General features: G+C 59.2%; 11 protein-coding genes. 4 read left to right on the forward strand and 7 right to left on the reverse strand.

Features of this window, described 5'->3' with window-relative positions; all coding sequences use genetic code 11:
* The first annotated feature begins 59 nt into the window (after positions 1 to 59).
* The 4 genes from FBAL_RS15925 to hemL all read left to right on the forward strand — a co-directional run bounded on the left by FBAL_RS15925 (position 60) and on the right by hemL (position 4,439).
* Positions 60 to 992 carry a response regulator gene (locus tag FBAL_RS15925; RefSeq protein WP_013346611.1) on the forward strand — a complete coding sequence of 311 codons (933 nt, stop codon included), beginning with the start codon at positions 60 to 62 and terminating at the stop codon, positions 990 to 992.
* A gap of 478 nt (positions 993 to 1,470) precedes the next feature.
* Positions 1,471 to 2,400 (forward strand): aspartate carbamoyltransferase, encoded by a 930-nt coding sequence (gene pyrB / locus FBAL_RS15930; RefSeq protein ID WP_013346613.1) that lies wholly within the window; start codon positions 1,471 to 1,473, stop codon positions 2,398 to 2,400.
* Between the two features lie 11 nt (positions 2,401 to 2,411).
* The gene (pyrI, locus tag FBAL_RS15935) at positions 2,412 to 2,876 is read left to right on the forward strand and encodes an aspartate carbamoyltransferase regulatory subunit (protein ID WP_013346614.1); all 465 of its coding nucleotides are present in this window, start codon (positions 2,412 to 2,414) and stop codon (positions 2,874 to 2,876) included.
* Positions 2,877 to 3,149: 273 nt separating this feature from the next.
* On the forward strand, positions 3,150 to 4,439 hold the full coding sequence (gene hemL, locus FBAL_RS15940) for a glutamate-1-semialdehyde 2,1-aminomutase (protein WP_013346615.1): 1,290 nt from the start codon (positions 3,150 to 3,152) through the stop codon (positions 4,437 to 4,439).
* 76 nt (positions 4,440 to 4,515) lie between these two features.
* On the opposite strand, the gene FBAL_RS15945 is transcribed toward hemL, so the two are convergent.
* The 7 genes from FBAL_RS15945 to FBAL_RS15975 all read right to left on the reverse strand — a co-directional run bounded on the left by FBAL_RS15945 (position 4,516) and on the right by FBAL_RS15975 (position 19,005).
* A complete protein-coding gene (locus FBAL_RS15945; protein ID WP_013346616.1) occupies positions 4,516 to 9,072 on the reverse strand; it encodes an ImpA family metalloprotease in 4,557 nt (1,518 codons plus the stop codon).
* Between the two features lie 250 nt (positions 9,073 to 9,322).
* Positions 9,323 to 12,985 (reverse strand): ImpA family metalloprotease, encoded by a 3,663-nt coding sequence (locus tag FBAL_RS15950; protein ID WP_013346617.1) that lies wholly within the window; start codon positions 12,983 to 12,985, stop codon positions 9,323 to 9,325.
* Between the two features lie 237 nt (positions 12,986 to 13,222).
* Positions 13,223 to 14,038 (reverse strand): ATP-grasp domain-containing protein, encoded by an 816-nt coding sequence (locus tag FBAL_RS15955; RefSeq protein WP_013346618.1) that lies wholly within the window; start codon positions 14,036 to 14,038, stop codon positions 13,223 to 13,225.
* A gap of 107 nt (positions 14,039 to 14,145) precedes the next feature.
* Positions 14,146 to 15,384, reverse strand: a complete 1,239-nt coding sequence (locus tag FBAL_RS15960) for a winged helix-turn-helix domain-containing protein (protein ID WP_013346619.1) — start codon at positions 15,382 to 15,384, stop codon at positions 14,146 to 14,148.
* Between the two features lie 96 nt (positions 15,385 to 15,480).
* Positions 15,481 to 17,772: a multiheme c-type cytochrome gene (locus FBAL_RS15965; RefSeq protein WP_148226766.1), complete on the reverse strand. Its 2,292-nt coding sequence runs from the start codon at positions 17,770 to 17,772 to the stop codon at positions 15,481 to 15,483.
* Between the two features lie 234 nt (positions 17,773 to 18,006).
* On the reverse strand, positions 18,007 to 18,411 hold the full coding sequence (locus FBAL_RS15970) for a hypothetical protein (protein WP_013346621.1): 405 nt from the start codon (positions 18,409 to 18,411) through the stop codon (positions 18,007 to 18,009).
* Positions 18,412 to 18,513: 102 nt separating this feature from the next.
* Positions 18,514 to 19,005, reverse strand: a complete 492-nt coding sequence (locus FBAL_RS15975) for a NifB/NifX family molybdenum-iron cluster-binding protein (protein ID WP_013346622.1) — start codon at positions 19,003 to 19,005, stop codon at positions 18,514 to 18,516.
* Position 19,006: the final 1 nt, after the last annotated feature.

Genomic DNA, 19,006 nt, shown 5'->3' on the forward strand with positions numbered 1-19,006 from the left:
TGAGGCAGGCAACGGTTAAATGGTTACAACTTCGTAACATCTGCCGTTGTTGATGCCTGATGGAATACCGGTTCGAACGCTTTACCCTTGACCTGACCCACCAGCGCCTGACTTGCGAAGGAGCGCTGCTCAGCAGTGATCCCCGCCTCCTGCGCCTCCTCACCCTGCTGATTGAAAACGCCCCTGAACCGATCGACAGCGACACCCTGCTGGCGGCATTGTGGCCCGATACCCATGTCAGCCACTGGTCCATCTCCCGGCTGGTGTCCGACGCCCGAAAACTGTTTAAACAGGCCGGTGCCGAGTTCCCGGTGATTCAAACCCTGCATGGCCGCGGTTACCGCCTGGCCAGCCAGGTACAGGATCAACTCCAGCGCATTGAGGTGGCCGAACCCACCCCACTCCCTCCGGCGGCAGAGGCTGAGCCAACGCCTGGCCCGGCCCACGTTATCCACACTGTTTCACCCAGCCATTCCCTGTCCTGGCCCATCCGGTTGCTACTGCTGAGTCAGGCGGTGCTGATCGCCATCCTGGCCTGGCAGCTTTGGCGCACCCCGGACGACCCTCTGCGCCTTGGGGAGCCCCGCAATCCAGCGGCCCGGGTACTGTGGGTAGATGATCATCCGGACAACAACCTGTCCGAGCGCCGCGCCCTGCTCAATCAGCGCATTGCGGTCTACACCACCACCTCCAGCCACGAAGCCCTGATGCTGCTGGAGCTGTACGACTACGATTTGGTGATCTCTGATATGGGCCGCAGTGGGGATGCCCTGGCCGGACTGAAACTGGTCAAAGCCCTGCGTGAACGTCAGGACGACACCCCCTACCTGCTCTACACCATCCTGCCGTCAGAAGCCCTGCAACGGCAGATTCTGGCCCATGGCGCCCAAGGGATTGCGGTGGATAAACCCGCTCTATATCAGCAACTTGCAGAGTACATACCGCTGGATGCCAAGCTGGCAATCAAACACGGCGACTCCATAACCTACTGATTTATAAAGAATTCAAAACGTTTCCAAACAATTCAAAGACATAGGCAAGATAAAGTCGCTATAACTGCCCTGCCTGACGCGAACACCGCGCCGGGCAATCTAGCGCAACCAGCGCCCCTGTGGGGCTCGCTCTCGCCGACAGTAGCCTCCTTCTGTCGGCATTTTTTTGCCCTGGAGTTTGCTGAGCCATCCTTCCCATCTGCCATTGAAATTCAATTGATTAGCCCCGTGCCATTCTGCGATAAGCGCCACGTCCGTCGCCTTGCACGCCTCAGGAATGGGGGTATAATCCTCCGGAAAAATCGCCAACGCAGGACAAAAAATGAGCCACACCGCTGAGTACCGCTCTCAGACTGTACGCCGCACGCCGGCAGGCTCCCCGTTTTTCCTCGTTGGCCACGAAAAAAGCCTCCTTTTTTAAGGAGGCTTTTTTTGAGCATAACAATCAGACCCTACAGGCCAACCGGGAGCACATCTTATGGCGAGTTCGCTGTATAAGAAGCACATCATCTCCATTCCCGAGCTCAGTCGCGATGAGCTGGAACTTATTGTCGAAACCGCCGGGACACTGAAAGCCAATCCCAACCCCACCCTGTTGCAAAACAAGGTGGTGGCCAGTTGCTTCTTCGAGCCCTCCACCCGCACCCGACTGTCATTTGAAACCGCCATCCAGCGCCTGGGCGGCAGCGTGATTGGCTTCGACAGCGGCGGCAACACCTCGCTGGCCAACAAAGGCGAGACCCTGGGCGACTCGGTGCGCGTTATCAGCTCCTACGTGGACGCCTTTGTGATGCGCCACCCGCAGGAGGGCGCCGCCCGGCTGGCCTCGGAGTTCTCCGGCGGCGTGCCGGTGATCAACGGCGGTGATGGCGCCAACCAGCACCCCTCCCAAACCCTGCTGGACCTGTTCTCCATCTACGAGACCCAGGGCCGCATCGACGGCCTGAACGTGGCCTTTGTCGGCGACCTGAAATATGGCCGCACCGTGCACTCCCTGACCCAGGCCCTGGCCAAGTTCGACAACGTCACCTTCTACTTTATCGCGCCGGAAGCGCTGGCCATGCCGGACTACCTGTGTGAAGAGCTGGACGAAGCGGGCCTGACCTACCACGTGCTGACCAGCATGGATGAGGTGATTCCGGAACTCGACATCCTCTACATGACCCGAGTCCAGAAAGAGCGCTTCGACGAATCCGAATACGCCCACGTGAAGTCCGCCTACGTGCTCAGCGCCGCCACCCTGGAAGGGGCCCGCAGCAACCTTAAGGTGCTGCACCCGCTGCCACGGGTCGATGAGATCACCATCGACGTCGACGCCACCCCGCACGCCTACTACTTCCAGCAGGCGGAAAACGGCATCTACGCCCGCCAGGCCCTGCTGGCCCTGGTGCTGAACGACACGCTGTAACGGAGCTGACCATGACCAAAGACAACCAACTCCAGGTAGAAGCCATCAAGAACGGCTCCGTTATCGACCATATCCCGGCCCATACCGGCATCAAGGTGTTGCGCCTGTTCCAGCTGCACAAGTCGGAAAACCGCATCACCATCGGTCTGAACCTGCCCTCCTCCGCGCTGGGCCACAAAGACCTGATCAAGATCGAGAACCTGTTTATCGACGAAGAGCTGGCCAACCAGCTGGCTCTGCTGGCGCCCAACTGCACCGTCAACCAGATCGAGAACTACGAAGTGGTGCGTAAGCTGCAACTGTCTCTGCCGGAGCAGGTCATCGGCGTGTTCCAGTGCCCCAACAGCAACTGCATCAGCCACCGCGAACCGGTACCGAGCCGCTTTAAGGTGAGCAGCAAAGACACCCTGATCAAGCTGAAGTGTCACTACTGCGAAAAAGCGTTCAACCGCGAGAGCATGAGCGAGCGCCGCTGAACCCACTGAGCAGGACAAAGCGCCACCTTTCGGTGGCGTTTTTTATCGGCTGACGGCGAGGGTTGAACGGGATTTTCCCGCTTCTCTCCTGCATTTCGGCCGCCCTGTGATCACGCCGCTTGATCATCTGCGCCAAAAAGTGACACTCTCACCACCACAGGAAGGCAACCTGAAGCCGTGTAGAGCCGCTGGCAGTGCCGGTTTCCGCCCACAATTTCAGTCATTGATGAGCCAGCCCCAGAGTTGGCCGGAAAGGATCCAGTAAGGAGCAACATGAACCGCAGCGAATCCCTGTTTGAACAGGCCCAGAAAACCATCCCCGGTGGCGTTAACTCCCCGGTTCGTGCCTTTAAAGGCGTAGGCGGCACCCCGGTCTTTATCGACCACGCCGATGGCGCTTACCTGTACGACGTGGATGGCAAACGCTACATCGACTACGTTGGCTCCTGGGGCCCGATGATTCTGGGTCACAACCATCCTGAGATCCGCGCTGCGGTACTGGCTGCGGTAGAGAAGGGCCTCTCCTACGGTGCCCCGACCGCTTCCGAAGTGGAGATGGCTGAACTGGTGTGCGAAATCCTGCCCAGCGTTGACCAGATCCGCATGGTGAACTCCGGCACCGAAGCCACCATGAGCGCCCTGCGTCTGGCCCGTGGTTTCACCCAGCGTGACAAGTTCATCAAGTTCGAAGGCTGCTACCACGGCCACGCGGACTGCCTGCTGGTTAAAGCCGGCTCCGGCATGCTGACCTTCGGTGAGCCCACCAGCCCGGGCGTACCGGCGGACTTCGCTAAGCACACCCTGACTGCCGACTACAACAAGCTGGATTCCGTTAAGGCCCTGTTTGAAGCCAACCCGGACGACATTGCTGCCGTGATCCTGGAGCCGGTTGCCGGCAACATGAACTGCATCCCGCCGGTACCGGGCTTCCTGGAAGGCCTGCGTGCCCTGTGTGACCAGTACGGCGCCCTGCTGATCATCGACGAAGTGATGACCGGCTTCCGCGTTGCACTGGACTGCGCCCATGGCCACTACGGCGTTAAGCCGGACCTGGTGTGCCTGGGTAAAGTGATTGGCGGTGGTATGCCGGTAGGTGCCTTTGGTGGCCGTGCCGACGTGATGGCTCACCTGGCTCCGAACGGCCCGGTCTACCAGGCCGGTACCCTGTCCGGTAACCCGGTGGCGATGGCCGCGGGTAAAGCCCAGCTGAAACTGCTGCAGCGCCCTGGCCTGCACGACGAGCTGGCCGCCAAGACTGAAACCCTGATCAAGGGCTTCAAAGCCGCCGCCGACAAGCACGGCGTGCCGATGGCGATCAACTACGTGGGCGGTATGTTCGGCTTCTTCTTTACCGACGAAGCGGAAGTGACCACCTTTGAGCAGGTGTCCAAGTGCAACATGGACCACTTCAAAGCGTTCTTCCACGGCATGCTGGATGAGGGTGTCAATCTGGCCCCGTCTGCCTTCGAAGCGGGTTTCCTGTCCATGGCCCACTCTGACGAAGACATCGCCGCCACCATCGACGCCGCTGACCGCGTGCTGGCCAAGATCGCTGCCGCCTGAGGCTCGCATTGACAAGGAAAAGCCGCCCATCAGGGCGGCTTTTTTGTTTTCGCATCGGCAGTCAAATCCCGCGAGTTCAGGGATTGCCGCATTGCGCCGGAGAACTGTTGTCCCTCGGCCATACCGTTGTACTGTCTTCCATAGACAAAGGAAGAAAATCCAGCCCCTCGGTCATATTGGCCGGAGGCAGGTCGGTGTCCAGTACATACATGCCCATTCGCAGCGCACCAGCGGTGGCATTGGCTTGTACCTGCTGACTGGCAAGAGTGGTGTAACGGAGCCCCAACAGGTCAAAGTGACTGCGCCAGTCCAACCCGGTCAGATGACTGAGCGATACCAGCATAAAATCGTTGCCGGGAATGTCTTTGATCTTCCTCCCGCCATACACCTCATGGCCCTGATAGGGAAACAGACTGAAGCCAAGCTGGTTGCGGTTCGCCTCCCACACCTGCTGATTCGCTGCATAGCGACCGAATATCCGACTGTGCAGATAGAGCAAGGTATAAATGCCGAAGCCATTATTCAGCTTGGTGCCGCTGGCCATCGTCAAACCATGGGCTCGCAGGGCCATCTGCAGGTAAAACGTCATCCGATAGCCGTTGTGAATCGCATATGTATTGCTCTCCCAAGGGGCCTGGTATCGATCACCCGTGCCAAAGGTGCTGCAGGAGTCGTTCTTGAAAACCACCCGCTCCCCCTCGCCGTTGCGACGCTGCAACACATCGGACATAAAGGCGAAAAACAGCTCCTTTTGATTGGAGTGGGTGTCGCGACGTATCGAGGTGTTCCCCTCCTGAATGTAGTGATGATGCCAGTACACGTAGTAGGGAAAAATGTTGTTGGAGTTCTCTCCCGCCCGGCTGGAGTAACCGCCCCAACGATTGGCATCTTCGGCGGGCGCATAGTGCACATTCAGGCGGGGCACCTGCAGGTTATGCCCCAGTTCATGATTGTCTCCCCAGCCCAGGGGATTAATGCTCCAGGAGGCGTCCCAGGGGTTGCCACTGCACCCGCTGCCACACAAAGAGTACTGATCGTAATTGGCGTGCTGAATGATGCGACGGACATGCAGGGTATTGTCGATGCAATCCTCTCCCAGCAGATCAAGACACACCGATTTAACGTCTGTCGGCAAAGAGTCGGCCAGGGTCATCCCCGGGATCTTAAAGCCCGCAAGCGAATAGACCGAATTGATGTGATCCCGGCGGATGCTGGTCAGCAGCGCACCGACGTCCTCGAATCGAGAACCGATGGATGAGGTAAACTTATCTCGTCGCATATGATGTTCGGCGACCTCAGAGCGCAGATCCAGATGGGGGATCTGGGTGCTCTCCATCGCTTGCTGAAACGCCGCAATCTGTTCTGAATCGTTAAAGTCCCGAATCGACGGATGATGAACTATCCCACTGGCGGTGACATCCGTAGTCAACGTCGTCCCGCTGCCACTGAGATGCAGATAGATGGGGCCACCATAGGGGCTGGACAGGGTCACCGATGACTGCTTAGCCAGAGTGAGGCGCTGCGTTGTCAGTTCAAGTGGTCGGTTATAGATCCCATTTTTGTGAGCTTTATGAGTATCACCCCGGTGATAATTCAGTCTCACTTTGACCACCGCATCACTGTCATCGTGGCGGGTTAAGGTCACCGTCTGGCCCGGCAGAGCATACCACCCCGTTGTGGTCCATTGATTGGGATAGGGCACCGATATCTGACGTCGGGATTGAGTGACTTCCGGGTACTCATAATGGGCATTCTCCTGCTTCCGAACCTGCCGTTTATCGATGACATACTCGCCCAGATCCGGTTGTGCCTGATTATTGGGCCTGGCGTAATTCACCGCCCAATCGGCGAATAGGGCCTGTAACCAAGCTTCCCCTTCCGATCGGGTGATGGGGTAATCAATGTTACTGCGATACTTGTCCGCCAGGAGTACACCCGCCTGAACGATGTCCGCTGACGACAACCCAAAGAGATTGATTCCCCCAGCATCCAGCGCAGTGACGGAACGCCGGAAATGGTCGGCACCAAAACGAAACGCGGCGCGAAAGCCAGAACTATTACAGGACAGGAAATTCCGGGTACAGCCAGCGATCGCTTCGGTATCAAACTTCCCCTCTTCCAATAACCGGACAATGTCACTCATCGCTTTGACGGCGGTTTCATCGGTGAGAAGCAACGCTTCCACGTTCAGGTCCAAAGCCCGATGTTTCGACCAATAGTTATTGGCAGAAGTCAGCCCCATCTCTTGATAAAGGGGAGACAAAATAGGTCCTGCCGAACGGAAGTAATTGGTAGTGAGTATGGGAATGCTCAGGGCTTTTGCCTTCTCGATGGCTTCAGCCATCACTGCCGCGTCGGCGTTACCGAACCCGCCCAAAACAATGAGGTCTGGTTCGCTTTCATCAATACAGCCACTGAATGCCGCGCCATCGCATTCACGGGCACCATTAACCTGATAGGCATCCGGATAGTGGGCGTTCAACCAACTGACCATCCCTTCGTAATGGGGGAACCAATAATCGTCTGCCCGCCTTGGCACATGTGCGGCGACAATCCGGAATCCCTCTTTCGCATCCTCGCCCCGGGTCAGCCAGCCTAACAACCGCTTAAGCAGGGTGTCCGTCCCCTCGTTGCGGCCAACAGAAAACAGGCTGGATGCCATCGCCGCCCAGCGCTGTTGCGCCTTTTCGTGGACCATCACCAGCCCGACGTTTGACGCGCTATTGTATTGGGTTGTATTGCTTCTAAGCAGGGGCCATGTGGTGTCCGGCAGATAGCTGGTGAAGTGCACGGCATCATGACTGGGGAACCAGGAGATCGTTTCCAACCCGCTAAACAGCGCTCGAACTGTCGCTTTTCGTTTCTGTTCCCGCTGTGCGATCGCGGCTTGGAGATGGTCAATGAGCTCCTGCTCACTGGCAAGACGATGATCGGCGTGTTTGATGGCATTCTGCGCGTTGGTCAGAAAGCTCACGCTCACGGTGCAGTCGGCAAGTACTTCATCGGTCTGGTAACGTCCCTCTGTCAGAGTACCGCCACAACCACTGATCGCATCGACGGCGTAGCCGGATTGAGGAGACAGAGTGAACACGCCCCGTTGACCGGAATCCACCTGCAGCTGGGCCGGGCTGATACTGCCCCCCTCTCCGACCTCGGTGGAAACCTGGTATTGAACCGGCGAAAAGCGAACGTCAATGCTGCAGCTTTCACTGATCGGGCCGGTGGTATACACCCCGTTCAGCAGTGAACCCTCACAGCCAGATACCGACGCCACCTGATACTCAGGTTCAGCACTCACCACAAACGCGCCCGTATCACCGTGACTCAGGGTCATCTGGGTTGGCTGGATGCTGCCCCCCTCACCCACCGCGGTGGCGATCTGGTATTGAACCGGCGAGAAGCGCACATCGATTGTGCAGCTTTGATTGATCGCGCCGACGGTATACACCCCGTTCAGCAGTGAACCCTCGCAGCCAGTTACCGACGCCACTTGGTAGCCCGCTTCGGCACTCACCACAAACTCGCCCGTATCACCGTGACTCAGGGTCATCTGGGTTGGCTGGATGCTGCCCCCCTCACCCACTGCGGTGGCGATCTGGTATTGAACCGGCGAGAAGCGCACATCGATTGTGCAGCTCTCATTGATCGCGCCGACGGTGTATACCCCGTTCAGCAGTGAACCCGCACACCCCGATACCGACGCAACCTGAAAGCCAGGGTTGGCACTCACCACAAACTCGCCGACATCACCGTGATTCAGGGTCATGTGGGTCGGCCGGATACTCCCACCGGTATTCAGGTCGGTAACGATGCGATATTGATTCCGGGCAAAGGAGGCCGTCACTGTGCAGTTTTGGTTGACCGGCGCAGTGATAAAACCATCCACTTCCAGTGTGCCATTACAGCCCTCAATGGCTGTCATGTGATGTCCCGCTTCTGGGATGGGTTGGATGATGGCTTGTTGACCCGACTCTATCTCCTGCTGTTGCGGGTAGAGCGTGCCGCCACCCACGCTCTGGGTGCTGATGAGATAGAGAGGAGTCTGACTGCTTCCCGGCCCCGGAGGGGCTGGCGGATCAATGATGTTACCTGTCTTTACCGCAAAGGAGGCCACAACGGTGCAATCATCGGTTGCCGGGCCCGTCTCATAAAACGCCCCTTGCAGGCTGCCGCCACAACCGGAAATCTCAGCCAGCTCATAACCGATATCGGGCATCGGTTCGAAGCGGCCGGTCTCCCCACGTTTCAGAGACCGGGATTGCGGAGAGAGCACTCCCCCTTCGCTGGTTTCCGTCTGGATTTGAATCGGCCGCTCGGCAAAATGCGCCCTGACCGTACAGTCACCCTGAATCCCCTCGACAACGAAGCCTTCATCGGTCATCGCGCCACCACAGCCCGAAACCGACAACAGCTGGTATCCCGACTCAACAGTGAGCGCGAACACGCCCTTCCCGCCTTCAGGGAGCAACAGCGACTGCGGCTGCAATGCCCCTCCCTCGTTGCTCGCCGTTTTGATCTGGTAATAGGTGCCGTGTATCAAACCCTGATCCGTCGTCCCGCCATCGACAGCCTCAGCCTTCTCCTCGGCTTCCTTGCTGCACCCAAAAATCAACGGCGCCACAAGCAATAACATTCCCACTCGATGCATAAGTCACAACCCATCTGGTGTTTGATGACACTGCGGCTTCGAATGGCCTGACATGCCTAAGCAAACAGTGCAACAACACGCCTTAGTTAAAAACGAATGCGCATCATGTTATCGGTGCGATGGGAGGGGGGCTGTATGGTGCTTGTATGGGGAGGCGGCATGGCGCACTCATCAGAGCTCAGGCCAGAATAAAAAGCCGCCTAACCGGGCGGCTTTGTTGTGCCGGTGGCCCGATTCAGGGCCGTGGGCAATCCACCGGAGTGCTGCTGTCCCGGGGCCAGCGGGTTGTGGCATCGGACAATGACAATGGCAGAAAGGTTAGCCCCTCGCTCATGTTGGCCGGGGGCAGATCGGTTTCCAAAACGAACATCCCCATGGGCAGTGTCCCCTTGCTGGCATTGGCCGAGGCTTGCGCCGCTGCCAGAGAGGAGTAGCGCAGACCCAGCAAGTCAAAGTGGCTGCGCCAATCCAGTCCGGTGAGGTGGCTGAGGGACACCAGCATAAAGTCGTTGCCGGGGATGCCACTGACGTTGCGCCCGCCATAAACCGCATTTCCCTCATAGGGAAACAGGCTAAACCCCAGTCGCTCTCGATGGGCCAGCCATTCACTGCTGTTGCTGGCATAGCGACCAAACACCCGGTGATGCTGGTACAGCAGGGTGAAGATATTGAAGCCGTTGCTCAACACCGTGCCATCCGCCAGCGTCCGGCCATGGGCCCGCAACGCCATCTGGATATAAAACGCCATGCGATAGCCGTTGTGGACGGCGTAGTCGTTACTCGCCCAGGGCGCCTGATACCGATCGGTACCACTGTCCAGAATCTGGCAATTTTCCCTTAGTACCACCCGCTCACCGGCCTGATCCTGCACTCCGGCGGCATCGGACATAAAGGCGTAAAACAGAGACTTGTGGTTCATATGAGTGTCCAACAGCGGCTGGGTATGGCCATCGCGCAGGTAGTGTGCCCGCCACTTAACGTAGTAGGGAAAAATGTTGTTGGAGTTCTCCCCGGCCCGACTGCTGTAGCGGGTCCAGTCATCGGCCGTGTCTGAATAATGGACGTTGAGCCGTCCCACCTGCAGGTTATGGCCCAACTCATGGTTATCGCCCCACCCGATGGGGTTTATTGAGGCTCCTGAATCCCAGGGGTTGCCTGAGCACATGAAACCACAATGCGCATTCTGGTCGTAGTTGCTGTGCTGGATGATCGTGCGCACATGCAAACGATCATCGAGGCAATCCTGCCCCAACAAAGCCACACATGCCGTGGCCACCGCTTCCGGTAAGGACTGCGCCAGGCTCTGACCCGCCAGCTTAAATCCCGCCAGGGTATAGACCGGGTTGATATGGTCATTCACCACACTGTTCAGCAGCGCACTGACGTCCGGCGTTACACCACCGAGCGCACCGCTGAACCGATCCCGGCGCAGGTGTTGTTCCGCAGCAGGTGAGCGCAGGTCGATATGGGGCAGTTCCGTGTCGGCGTAACGCTGATTGAACGTCCGGATCTGCTCAGGCTGGGAGAAATCAAGAATGGCGGGATGATGAACAATGCCGCTGGCATGGATGTCGGTGGATAAGGCCCCATCAGCACCCTCGATATGGAGGTATATCGGACCACCATAGGGACTGGAGAAGCGCACGCTCTGCCCCGGTGCCACCGGCAATCGCTGGGTGGCCAGCTCCAGCGGCGCAGCCAGAATCTTACGACTGAAAGCCCGGTTGGTGTTCGTCCGGTGGTAGTTCAGCTTCACCGTAACCTGCGCATCGCTGGTGTCATGGCGGGTCAGGGTGATGGTCTGGCCCGGCAGGGCATACCAGCCGGTGCTGGTCCACTGATTCCGGTAAGGCACGCTGATGGTCTGTCGCTGCGATGTGGTGTCCGGGTAGGCATAATGAGCGACTTCACCCTTAAGTACCTGGCTGCGATCCTTCACAAACTCCCCCAGGTCCGGCTGGGCCGGATTACCGGCGCGAGCATAGTTGACCAGCCAGTCCGCAAACATCGCCTGCTGCCATTCGGTCTGGGCCTGCCAATCAATGGGGTAATCGATTCCTGCACGATACTTGTCTGCCAGCAACAGAGCGGCCTTCAGGATATCCATCTGCTCAAGCCCAAAGGCACTGAGCCCCTGCTCATCCAGAGCCCTGGCCGCACCATGGAACCAGTCCGCCCCGCCCTTAAAAGCCGAGACAAATGTGGCGTCATTGCAATGCAGGAGGTTGCTCTCACAAGGTGCCAGTACCGCGGTATCAAACTGGCCGCTGCGCAGACTCAGTAACAGCGTATCCACCTGTTGGTTGATCGGGTCCGAAGCCTGCAGAGCGGCAATCTCCAGGTCATTGGCATTCAGTTTCGACCAGTAGTTGCCGGATACCGCCAGCCCCATCTGCTGATACAGCGGACTCAGCATCGGGCTGGCTTCACGCCAATAGTTGGAGAGCAGTACCGGGATGCCGGCCTCGCGGGCTTGTGCCAGAGCTGGGGCAATCCCCTGATGGCCCAACCCGTCGCGGTCGATGTCGCTGAGCACAATCAGGTCGGGCTGCTGGCTGTCGATACAGGTTGCCAGCGCAGCGTAGTCGCACTGGTTGGCGCCGTTAATCCGGTGATTGTCCGGGTAGTACTCGTTCAACCACTGACGTATCCCCTCGTTATGGGGAAAATAGTGGCTGTCAGCGTGACCGGGCATCTGAGCGGTGATAATCGACAGACCGTCACTCTGGTCGGCACCGTCGGTGAGCCAGTGAATCAACTGACGCAACAAACGATCGCTCTGTTCGGAACGGGAAACCGAGAACAGGTTGGCCGCCATCGCCGCCATCCGCTGCTGCGGTTGCTGTGACGCCATCACCAGACCACCAACGGCCGGGTTACCGTTGCCATCCTCATTGGCGGGCAACAGGGTCCAGGTTGTCTGGGTCTGATAGGTGGTAAAGCTGACCGAATCGTGGGAGGGGTGCCAACTGATGCGCTCAATGCCTGCCAGCAGGCTGTCGACCAACGCCAGTCTCGCCGCTTCACTGTTGGAGAGATGCTGGCGGGCATGGTCGATTAGCTCCAGGTCACTGGCGAGACGGTGATCCTCCCGGCGGATGGCATTTTCCGCGTTGCTGACAAAGTTCGCCTGCACCTGGCAGGGGCCTGCGACCGGGCCGGTCAGGTAGCGCCCACCCAGCAACTCGCCATCGCAACCGTCGACAGACCACAGAACATGGCCCGACTCGGGCACCACCTCAAACTCTGCACGCTGGCCCTGATTAACCTGCTGCTGCGGCGGCAGCAACTGACCAGCCCCTTCGCTGTGGGTCGTCACCGTATGCTGGATCGGTTCAAACTGCACCGATACGGTACAGTCGCCTGTCGCCGGTGCGGTGACAAAAAGGTCCCCTTGCAGGCTGCCCCCGCATCCGGAGGCGGAAACCAGCTGGTGGTGCTCGGCGGCGGTCAGCTCAAACCGCCCCTGCTCACCGTAACTGAGCATCCACTCCCCCGGCGTTGCCGAGCCCTGTCCCTGCACCTCAACCCGCAGTTGGTACTGCTTTAACTCAAACTGGGCGGTCACCAGACAATCCGCCGCCATGACGCCGGTGGTGTAAGTCAGTGCATCCAAACTGCCGTCGCAGCCGCTGATGCTGCCAAGCTGATGTCCCTCATCAATGCTGAGGGTGAAGGTGCCCCGCTGACCTTCGGCCAGCGTCAGACTTTGCGGACTCAGCCGCCCTCCTGCGTTGTGGTGGGTATTCGCTTCGTACCACACCGTGGGGTTGCCATCGTCGCCCCCCTGGCTGCCACTGTTGCCGCCATCAGCGCCGGGGCTGTCCGGTTCAACGCCCCCACCACTGCATCCCGCCGCCAGCAAGAGTGTTGCCAGCACCAATCCATTGCGTGTCATTCCCGGTTTCCTTCCCTGACCCTCTGCCGCTGGACATCCGTGGGTCGATATCACCAACCCAGGTAACCCATCCGACCCGAGAGGGTATCAACTGCAGTCAAAAAAAGCGGCCAAAAGGCGATCATCCTGTACCAACTCGCGAGGACTTTGCCCTAGTTGCGGCGATCGACCGAGGGCAAACATCACATCCTTACAAAGCAGAAAAGACCGCCCAAAGGCGGTCTTTTCTGTCACGGTTTATACCGCTTCCGGCAGCGGCTGCTCGGGGTTCGGCGAGTCATCGTCGCTGCCCCATTGGCGATTCAGGTAATCCCGGATCTGGTTGTCGATCTGCTCCTGTGCACCCACCAGCCCCTGGTTGCCAAACAGGCGGTTGAACTCGAACACAAAGGGGTGACTGCCCACCATGGCAATATCAAAGCCGCCATGATCGATGCCCAGACTGGTGGCCAGGTGCTCCACCAGATTGCGGGCTTCCAGCGGCACCAGACCGCGCTCAATGGTGCCGCCCTTGGAGACGTTGTTGTAAAACCCCTGCGGGGCTTGGTTTCGCCAGTAGCCACCGATGATCTGGTCGCCCACCCAGATGATGCGCAGGTCGCGGTCGATCGGCAGATATTCTTGGGCGTAGATCACCGGACTCTGGTCCAGGTAGTCCTGAAACTGGTCATAGGTTTCAATCAGGAATACGCCCTGCCCCATGCTGCTGCGCGGGATCTTCACCACAAACGGCAGATCCATGCTGTCCCACACCTCCTGAGCGTTGCTCGGGGTATTGGCGCGGATCAGGGTCACCGGCACATGAGCTGGCGCCACCATCTCAAAGCAACGGGTCATCTCCACCTTGTCGTGGCCGATCATGTAGCTCGCCACGCTCGGGAAGATTTTGGCGCCCAGGCCATAGACCAGCGAGTTCACCTGCCAGTATTCCGGGAACAGCACGCCGTCGGCGGCCTGGATGTCGTCGATATGGTCGCGCATCCGCTCCGGCTTGATGTAGCGCAGACCGCTCATGCGGTAGGAGCGTAATGCGTCAAAAGTAATGAGATTCATAGCGGGTCGCAGGGCAAAAAAACGGCGACATTGTAGAAATGTCGCCGAATCTGACAAAACGGGATTTTTTAGCGCCTGGGACAAACAATATTTGTCATTCGAATCCACTACAGGTGGAGGGTTCGGCGTTGCGTCCAGACCATGGAGTGATCGGCAAAGGGCAGCATCCAGATGGCGGTGCGGTCATCCAGATAGAGGCGGTAGAACACCAGCTCCTCGCGGCCCAGTTCACTTTTTCGGAACTCGAGATAGAGGCGTTTTGCCATATCCGATAACCGATTGGGTGAGGAAAGCTCCACCGAGGTCGGGGTCACGGTATAGCGGGTCACACGCCGCTCACCCCAACGCTCTTCAGTTTCAATGTAGCGGCCACGGACCCGGTACTTCACTGGCGTGGTATGACAATCCTCATCGGTCACACAAGCGGCGAAATAAAACAGCCCACTGTGCGCTTCGATAGGCACCGCAGAGATGCGCAGGTCGGCCCTGGCCAGACGGTCATCCTGATCCAGCTTAAAGTAAGCGTCACCGAAGTAGAGCTGCTCCACCATGCCGCCGGTGTTGTCACCCAGCTCTTCGAACCGCAGGGCGTTGTAGGTCTTCTCCTCCATCCGGATCTTGGTGGAGAGAAACTCCGACAAGCGCTGTTGACCACCGTTATCCGCGGCGCCAAAGATACTGATCAGGCTCTGTCCGGGGCACTGCCCGTCGGCGTAACCGGGGCAGATCACAAGACTGTCGCCCTGTTCGGTCAGCAGAGCCATGCCCTGAAAGCGTTCAAAGGGTGGTTTCCAACCGGGCTCAGGCACCAGTTGATTGGCAATTCGGTCTGACAGAACGCTGGCGTCAACCGGGGCGGTTTTCGGCTCTGTCAGGACCCACACCGGGCCGGCCACTCCACTGACCCGTCCAGGCAGAGCCTGCTCGTTATAACGGGCGCGGGGTGAGGTATCCAACCACATCAGGACGCCAACCAGCAGCGCCAGTATCAGCAACACCAGCGCGGCCAGCAGCGACTTAAGTGGCAGCCGTTTGGCCTGGTTCTGGGATTCAGGAAGGTGCAGGATGTAGCCGCGCCGGGGCACGGTTTTCAATTCAATGTCCGGGTAAGGGGCCAGTTTCTTCCGCAGGGTACTCAACGCATTTTGCAGCGAAGAGTCGCCCACCACCCGGCCGGGCCAGCCCGCTTCCATCAACGCACTCTTGCTCACCACCTGGCCGGAACCGGCTTGCAGCGCCTCCAGAATGCGGGCCTCGGCAAAGGTCAGTTCGATGGCGAGATCGCTGGCGGTGTCCACCAGAATCAGCTTATCGGGGTCAAATCGGAGTTGAGGGGAGAGTCGCACAGACAGCCTCCGGGGTATGTGCCGAAGAATGGTAAAAAAATGCCCCACCCAAAGGGGGTGAGGCATCCTAACATCGGTATTTGCAGGGGGGTAGGCTTACAGCTTGTGGGCCTGTTTCAGATTGTCGACAGAGTGACAAACCGCACAGGATTCCACTTCAAGCTGCGCCAGCGGCACACCAAAGCGACCGCCATGCTGCTCCATATGGGCACGCACCGCCGGGACGATCTCCAGCTGGCCTTGTGCATTGGGCTTCTTGGCGTGACAGGCGTAGCAGGTGGCAGACACCGGCGACACGTAAGCATCCACGCTGATGTCGGTGGCCGGGTGCGCCTGGGAGTCCGGGTTGTAGTCCAGATCCAGCGCCAGCGGTCGACCCACCTGGCTCAAGCGGTCAACACCGAAACTGTCGCCTTCGTGGCAGCGGCTGCAGTTGGCCAGATCCGCCGGGTACTCCACGTTACGAACACCGTTTTCCATCGCCTGGGTCGCACGCTGGTTGGCGTGAAGCGAGTGCATCCACACCTTGTGATCCGGGTGGGTCACGGTCAGCTCTTCGACAAAGTACTTGTCGCCGGCCTGAGTGTGCAGTTCACGGATCGCCTGGGTCGGCGGGGTGTTGGGGTTGTGGCAGGCCAGGCAAGGGTCTACCGCATCGGCGGTAGAGCTGACAAAGCCAGACTGGCTGCGAACCGCCATCGCACGCTCCATACGGGGCAGCAGGTGTTCACCCAGCTCATCGTCATCGTGGCCGGAGAAGCAGGTGGTGTCCGCCAGCGCCTTGTTCATCTCGGTCTTGCGGCTGTGGCAGTTACGGCAGCTCAGTTCGGTGTTGTCACTGGCCTCGTCGTAGCCGTGGCAGCTGCCGCACTTGGCGTTGCTGACGATCACCGGACGGGCGTGAGCGTCCGCGTCAGTCAGGCCATCCTTGGTGAAGTACCAGCGCGCATTGTAGGCGGCGTTCTTGGCGTGGCCGGCGGTGTCACAGTCCACCAGGTTCTGTTCCGGGTCAAAGCAGTAGATCAGGCGGTTGGTGATAAAACCGCTGTCGTTCAGCAGGTCACCGGAGATCGCATCCTCCGTCACGATGGGGCCCAGCTTGTAGACGTAAACGCCGGCCTGCTGTTCGCCGCCCAGGTAGGGCTTGGTGCGGGGACGCTCACCGTCCGGGGTGTACCCGCCGTCGATGGACTCACCGTGTTTCTTGTTGCTCTTAACGAAGATGCTGTAACCGCGGGAGTTGGTGAAATCCACCGACGCGCCCCAGTTAACGTACATCTGGAGGTTTTTGATCCAGCTGGCGTTGCCCGGGTTAGCCGCATCCAGAATCAGGCGCTCACCGGCACGGTCACGCAGGGAGAGGCTGATCATCGCGTAGTGTTCACCGGCGGCCTCACCCACCTCAGCACCGTCCACCAGCTTGGCGGATTCCACATCCACGGTCACGATGCCACGCTGGTCCTCGGCCTGAGCCTTCTGGTAGCCACCAAGGTGCGCGTCGTTGATGGATTCGGCACTGTGGCACTCAACGCAGTTTTCATTGGTCGGCTGACCGGCGTGGTCGTAGATGGGGTTGCTGGCCAGATCGTGGCAGCTTTCACAGGTTTCCCGGGTCGGTACCGTCTGCCAGTTCAGTGCCTGGGCCAGATCGGTCCGGGCTTCGGTTTCGTGGCAGCTAGAGCAGTTGCCCACCGGGCGTGAGCTCAGGCCGATGTGCACCTGGTGAGCCAGCACCGGCCACACCTTATCGGCGTCACTCATCTTGTTGCCAGTGTGACAGCTGGCACAGCTGGCGGTCTCGTCACCGCCATGCACGATGGCGTCGATGGACTCGTGGCAGTTCAGGCAACGGGCATCGTCGATGATATCGCGGGTTTGTGTCGGCTCAGCACCATCCGCCATGGCATCCAGCCTGGCGGTCGCTTCCGGGTAACGACTGGTGGCGGGTACGGTCAGCAGAACCCGCTGGGGGAATTCGCTGTTGTAGAGGCCATCCAGCGCACCGGCAAAGGTGTAACGGTATTGGCCGTCACCCAACTCTTCCAGGCTGCCGGCACAGTTGCCGGGCAGACACTTGTCATAGCCCAGTACCTGCCACTGCGAGCGCTCCCCTTCGGCATAGGGCTGCAGCTGCACCGCCTGCACCTTCAGGCCGTCGATCTTAATCACCGGAAGGTCCAGCTCGTTGCGGGCGTCAAACTCGATCGCCAGGCGCCCTTCCACCACCTGGGTGCCGGTGATGGCAACGGTCAGCGCCTCGGCAACCGGAGACACCACACCACCATCCTCGCCCGGGGCGCCATCTTTGCCGTCCTGACAACCGGTCAGGCCCAGCAGCATGGCCGTTGCCAGCGTCGCTGACCATCGGTTCACTGCGTACTTCATCATTCATCCTCTGCATTATCTGGGCGCCTCGCCGGGCGCGGAATGAAGAATGACGAAGGGCAAGAGCCGGTTCTGTGAATAAACGACAATTTGGTAACAAACTGGGGGTTAAACAGGGTTTTTAAGCAGCTTTAAGGGGTTTTAAGGACGGATTTTGAGAACTTTTTAGGGTTGGGACACAAAAAACGCGCACATTGCTGTGCGCGTTTTGTTAATGGCTTAACGGCCAGAAGCCGTTCAGAAGGTGTAGCGGATGCCGATGGCACCATCGACACCAAACTTATCCTTGCCGTCAAAATCCAGCTCAGGGGCCACCTGAACGTAGGCGTTCCAGCGCTGGGTCATGTGCAGTTCCAGACCAAAGGGCACACGCACCCCATAGCCGTCATCCCAGCCCACAAAGGCACCGCCACCGACGTACCAGTTAAGGGGCATGTTCTCCACCTGAGTCGCGTTACCGCGGGCAAACAGGTAGTCCACCGTCATGCCATCGTTACCAACAAAACCGTTGATCTGGTCATTCAGCTGGAGCATCACCCCCAAGCCCTGATCGTAACCAAAGCCCACTTCAATCTTGGCGTGCGCCACACTGCTTGAGGTGGCCACGGCCATCGCCACTGCGGCCAGCATCGTACGGTTCATTCTCTCTTCCCCTTGTACAAATGCTGGTCAAGATCGCATGGCGACCTATGGGATGCAAGCCGCAGCAGAAATGGGCGCGAACCCCGTTCAGTCCCGGGCCAGTTAATCGCGTTTCAGGGCGGTGATGGTGAAGCCAGACGCAGCCGGGCTGGCCGGTGCCAGCGGTTTCGCCGCAGGCTTATGATCATGGCCACCGCAGCCACAGCCTCCGCCGCTGCCACAACCACCACCGCAGCCCCCTTTCTTTGCATGCTGGCGGGAGGGGTTCACCGCCTCTGCCGCCATGGCCTTCAGGGCGCCCTCTTGCCACAGCGCCACCACCGCCTCCGGCGCACTGCCGCGGGGGGCCTGCAGCACCTCAATGCCAGCGGCCTTGAGCTTGCCAAACAGGCGCTCGCCAATCTGGTCCACCACCACCGCGGTGGCGCCCTGGTTTTTGATCAGGTTCAGCATCGCTTTCTTGGCTGCGCAACCGCCCTCCAGGGCCGGATTGGCCAGCTGGGATACCGCGCCACTGGCATCAACAAAAGCCAGCTGCTGGCAACGGGTAAAGTGGGGGGCCAGACGCTCTCGGCCTACGGGAATGGCAATCATC

This window comes from Ferrimonas balearica DSM 9799 (assembly GCF_000148645.1).
GTDB classification, from domain to species: domain Bacteria; phylum Pseudomonadota; class Gammaproteobacteria; order Enterobacterales; family Shewanellaceae; genus Ferrimonas; species Ferrimonas balearica.

Bases quoted from the DNA above. Each gene is read 5' to 3' on its own strand.
- FBAL_RS15965 (WP_148226766.1), bottom strand. From the start codon at position 17,772: ATGATGAAGTACGCAGTGAACCGATGGTCAGCGACGCTGGCAACGGCC.
- FBAL_RS15925 (WP_013346611.1), top strand. From the start codon at position 60: ATGGAATACCGGTTCGAACGCTTTACCCTTGACCTGACCCACCAGCGC.
- FBAL_RS15945 (WP_013346616.1), bottom strand. From the start codon at position 9,072: ATGTTATTGCTTGTGGCGCCGTTGATTTTTGGGTGCAGCAAGGAAGCC.
- pyrI (WP_013346614.1), top strand. From the start codon at position 2,412: ATGACCAAAGACAACCAACTCCAGGTAGAAGCCATCAAGAACGGCTCC.
- pyrB (WP_013346613.1), top strand. From the start codon at position 1,471: ATGGCGAGTTCGCTGTATAAGAAGCACATCATCTCCATTCCCGAGCTC.
- hemL (WP_013346615.1), top strand. From the start codon at position 3,150: ATGAACCGCAGCGAATCCCTGTTTGAACAGGCCCAGAAAACCATCCCC.
- FBAL_RS15975 (WP_013346622.1), bottom strand. From the start codon at position 19,005: ATGATTGCCATTCCCGTAGGCCGAGAGCGTCTGGCCCCCCACTTTACC.
- FBAL_RS15950 (WP_013346617.1), bottom strand. From the start codon at position 12,985: ATGACACGCAATGGATTGGTGCTGGCAACACTCTTGCTGGCGGCGGGA.
- FBAL_RS15970 (WP_013346621.1), bottom strand. From the start codon at position 18,411: ATGAACCGTACGATGCTGGCCGCAGTGGCGATGGCCGTGGCCACCTCA.
- FBAL_RS15955 (WP_013346618.1), bottom strand. From the start codon at position 14,038: ATGAATCTCATTACTTTTGACGCATTACGCTCCTACCGCATGAGCGGT.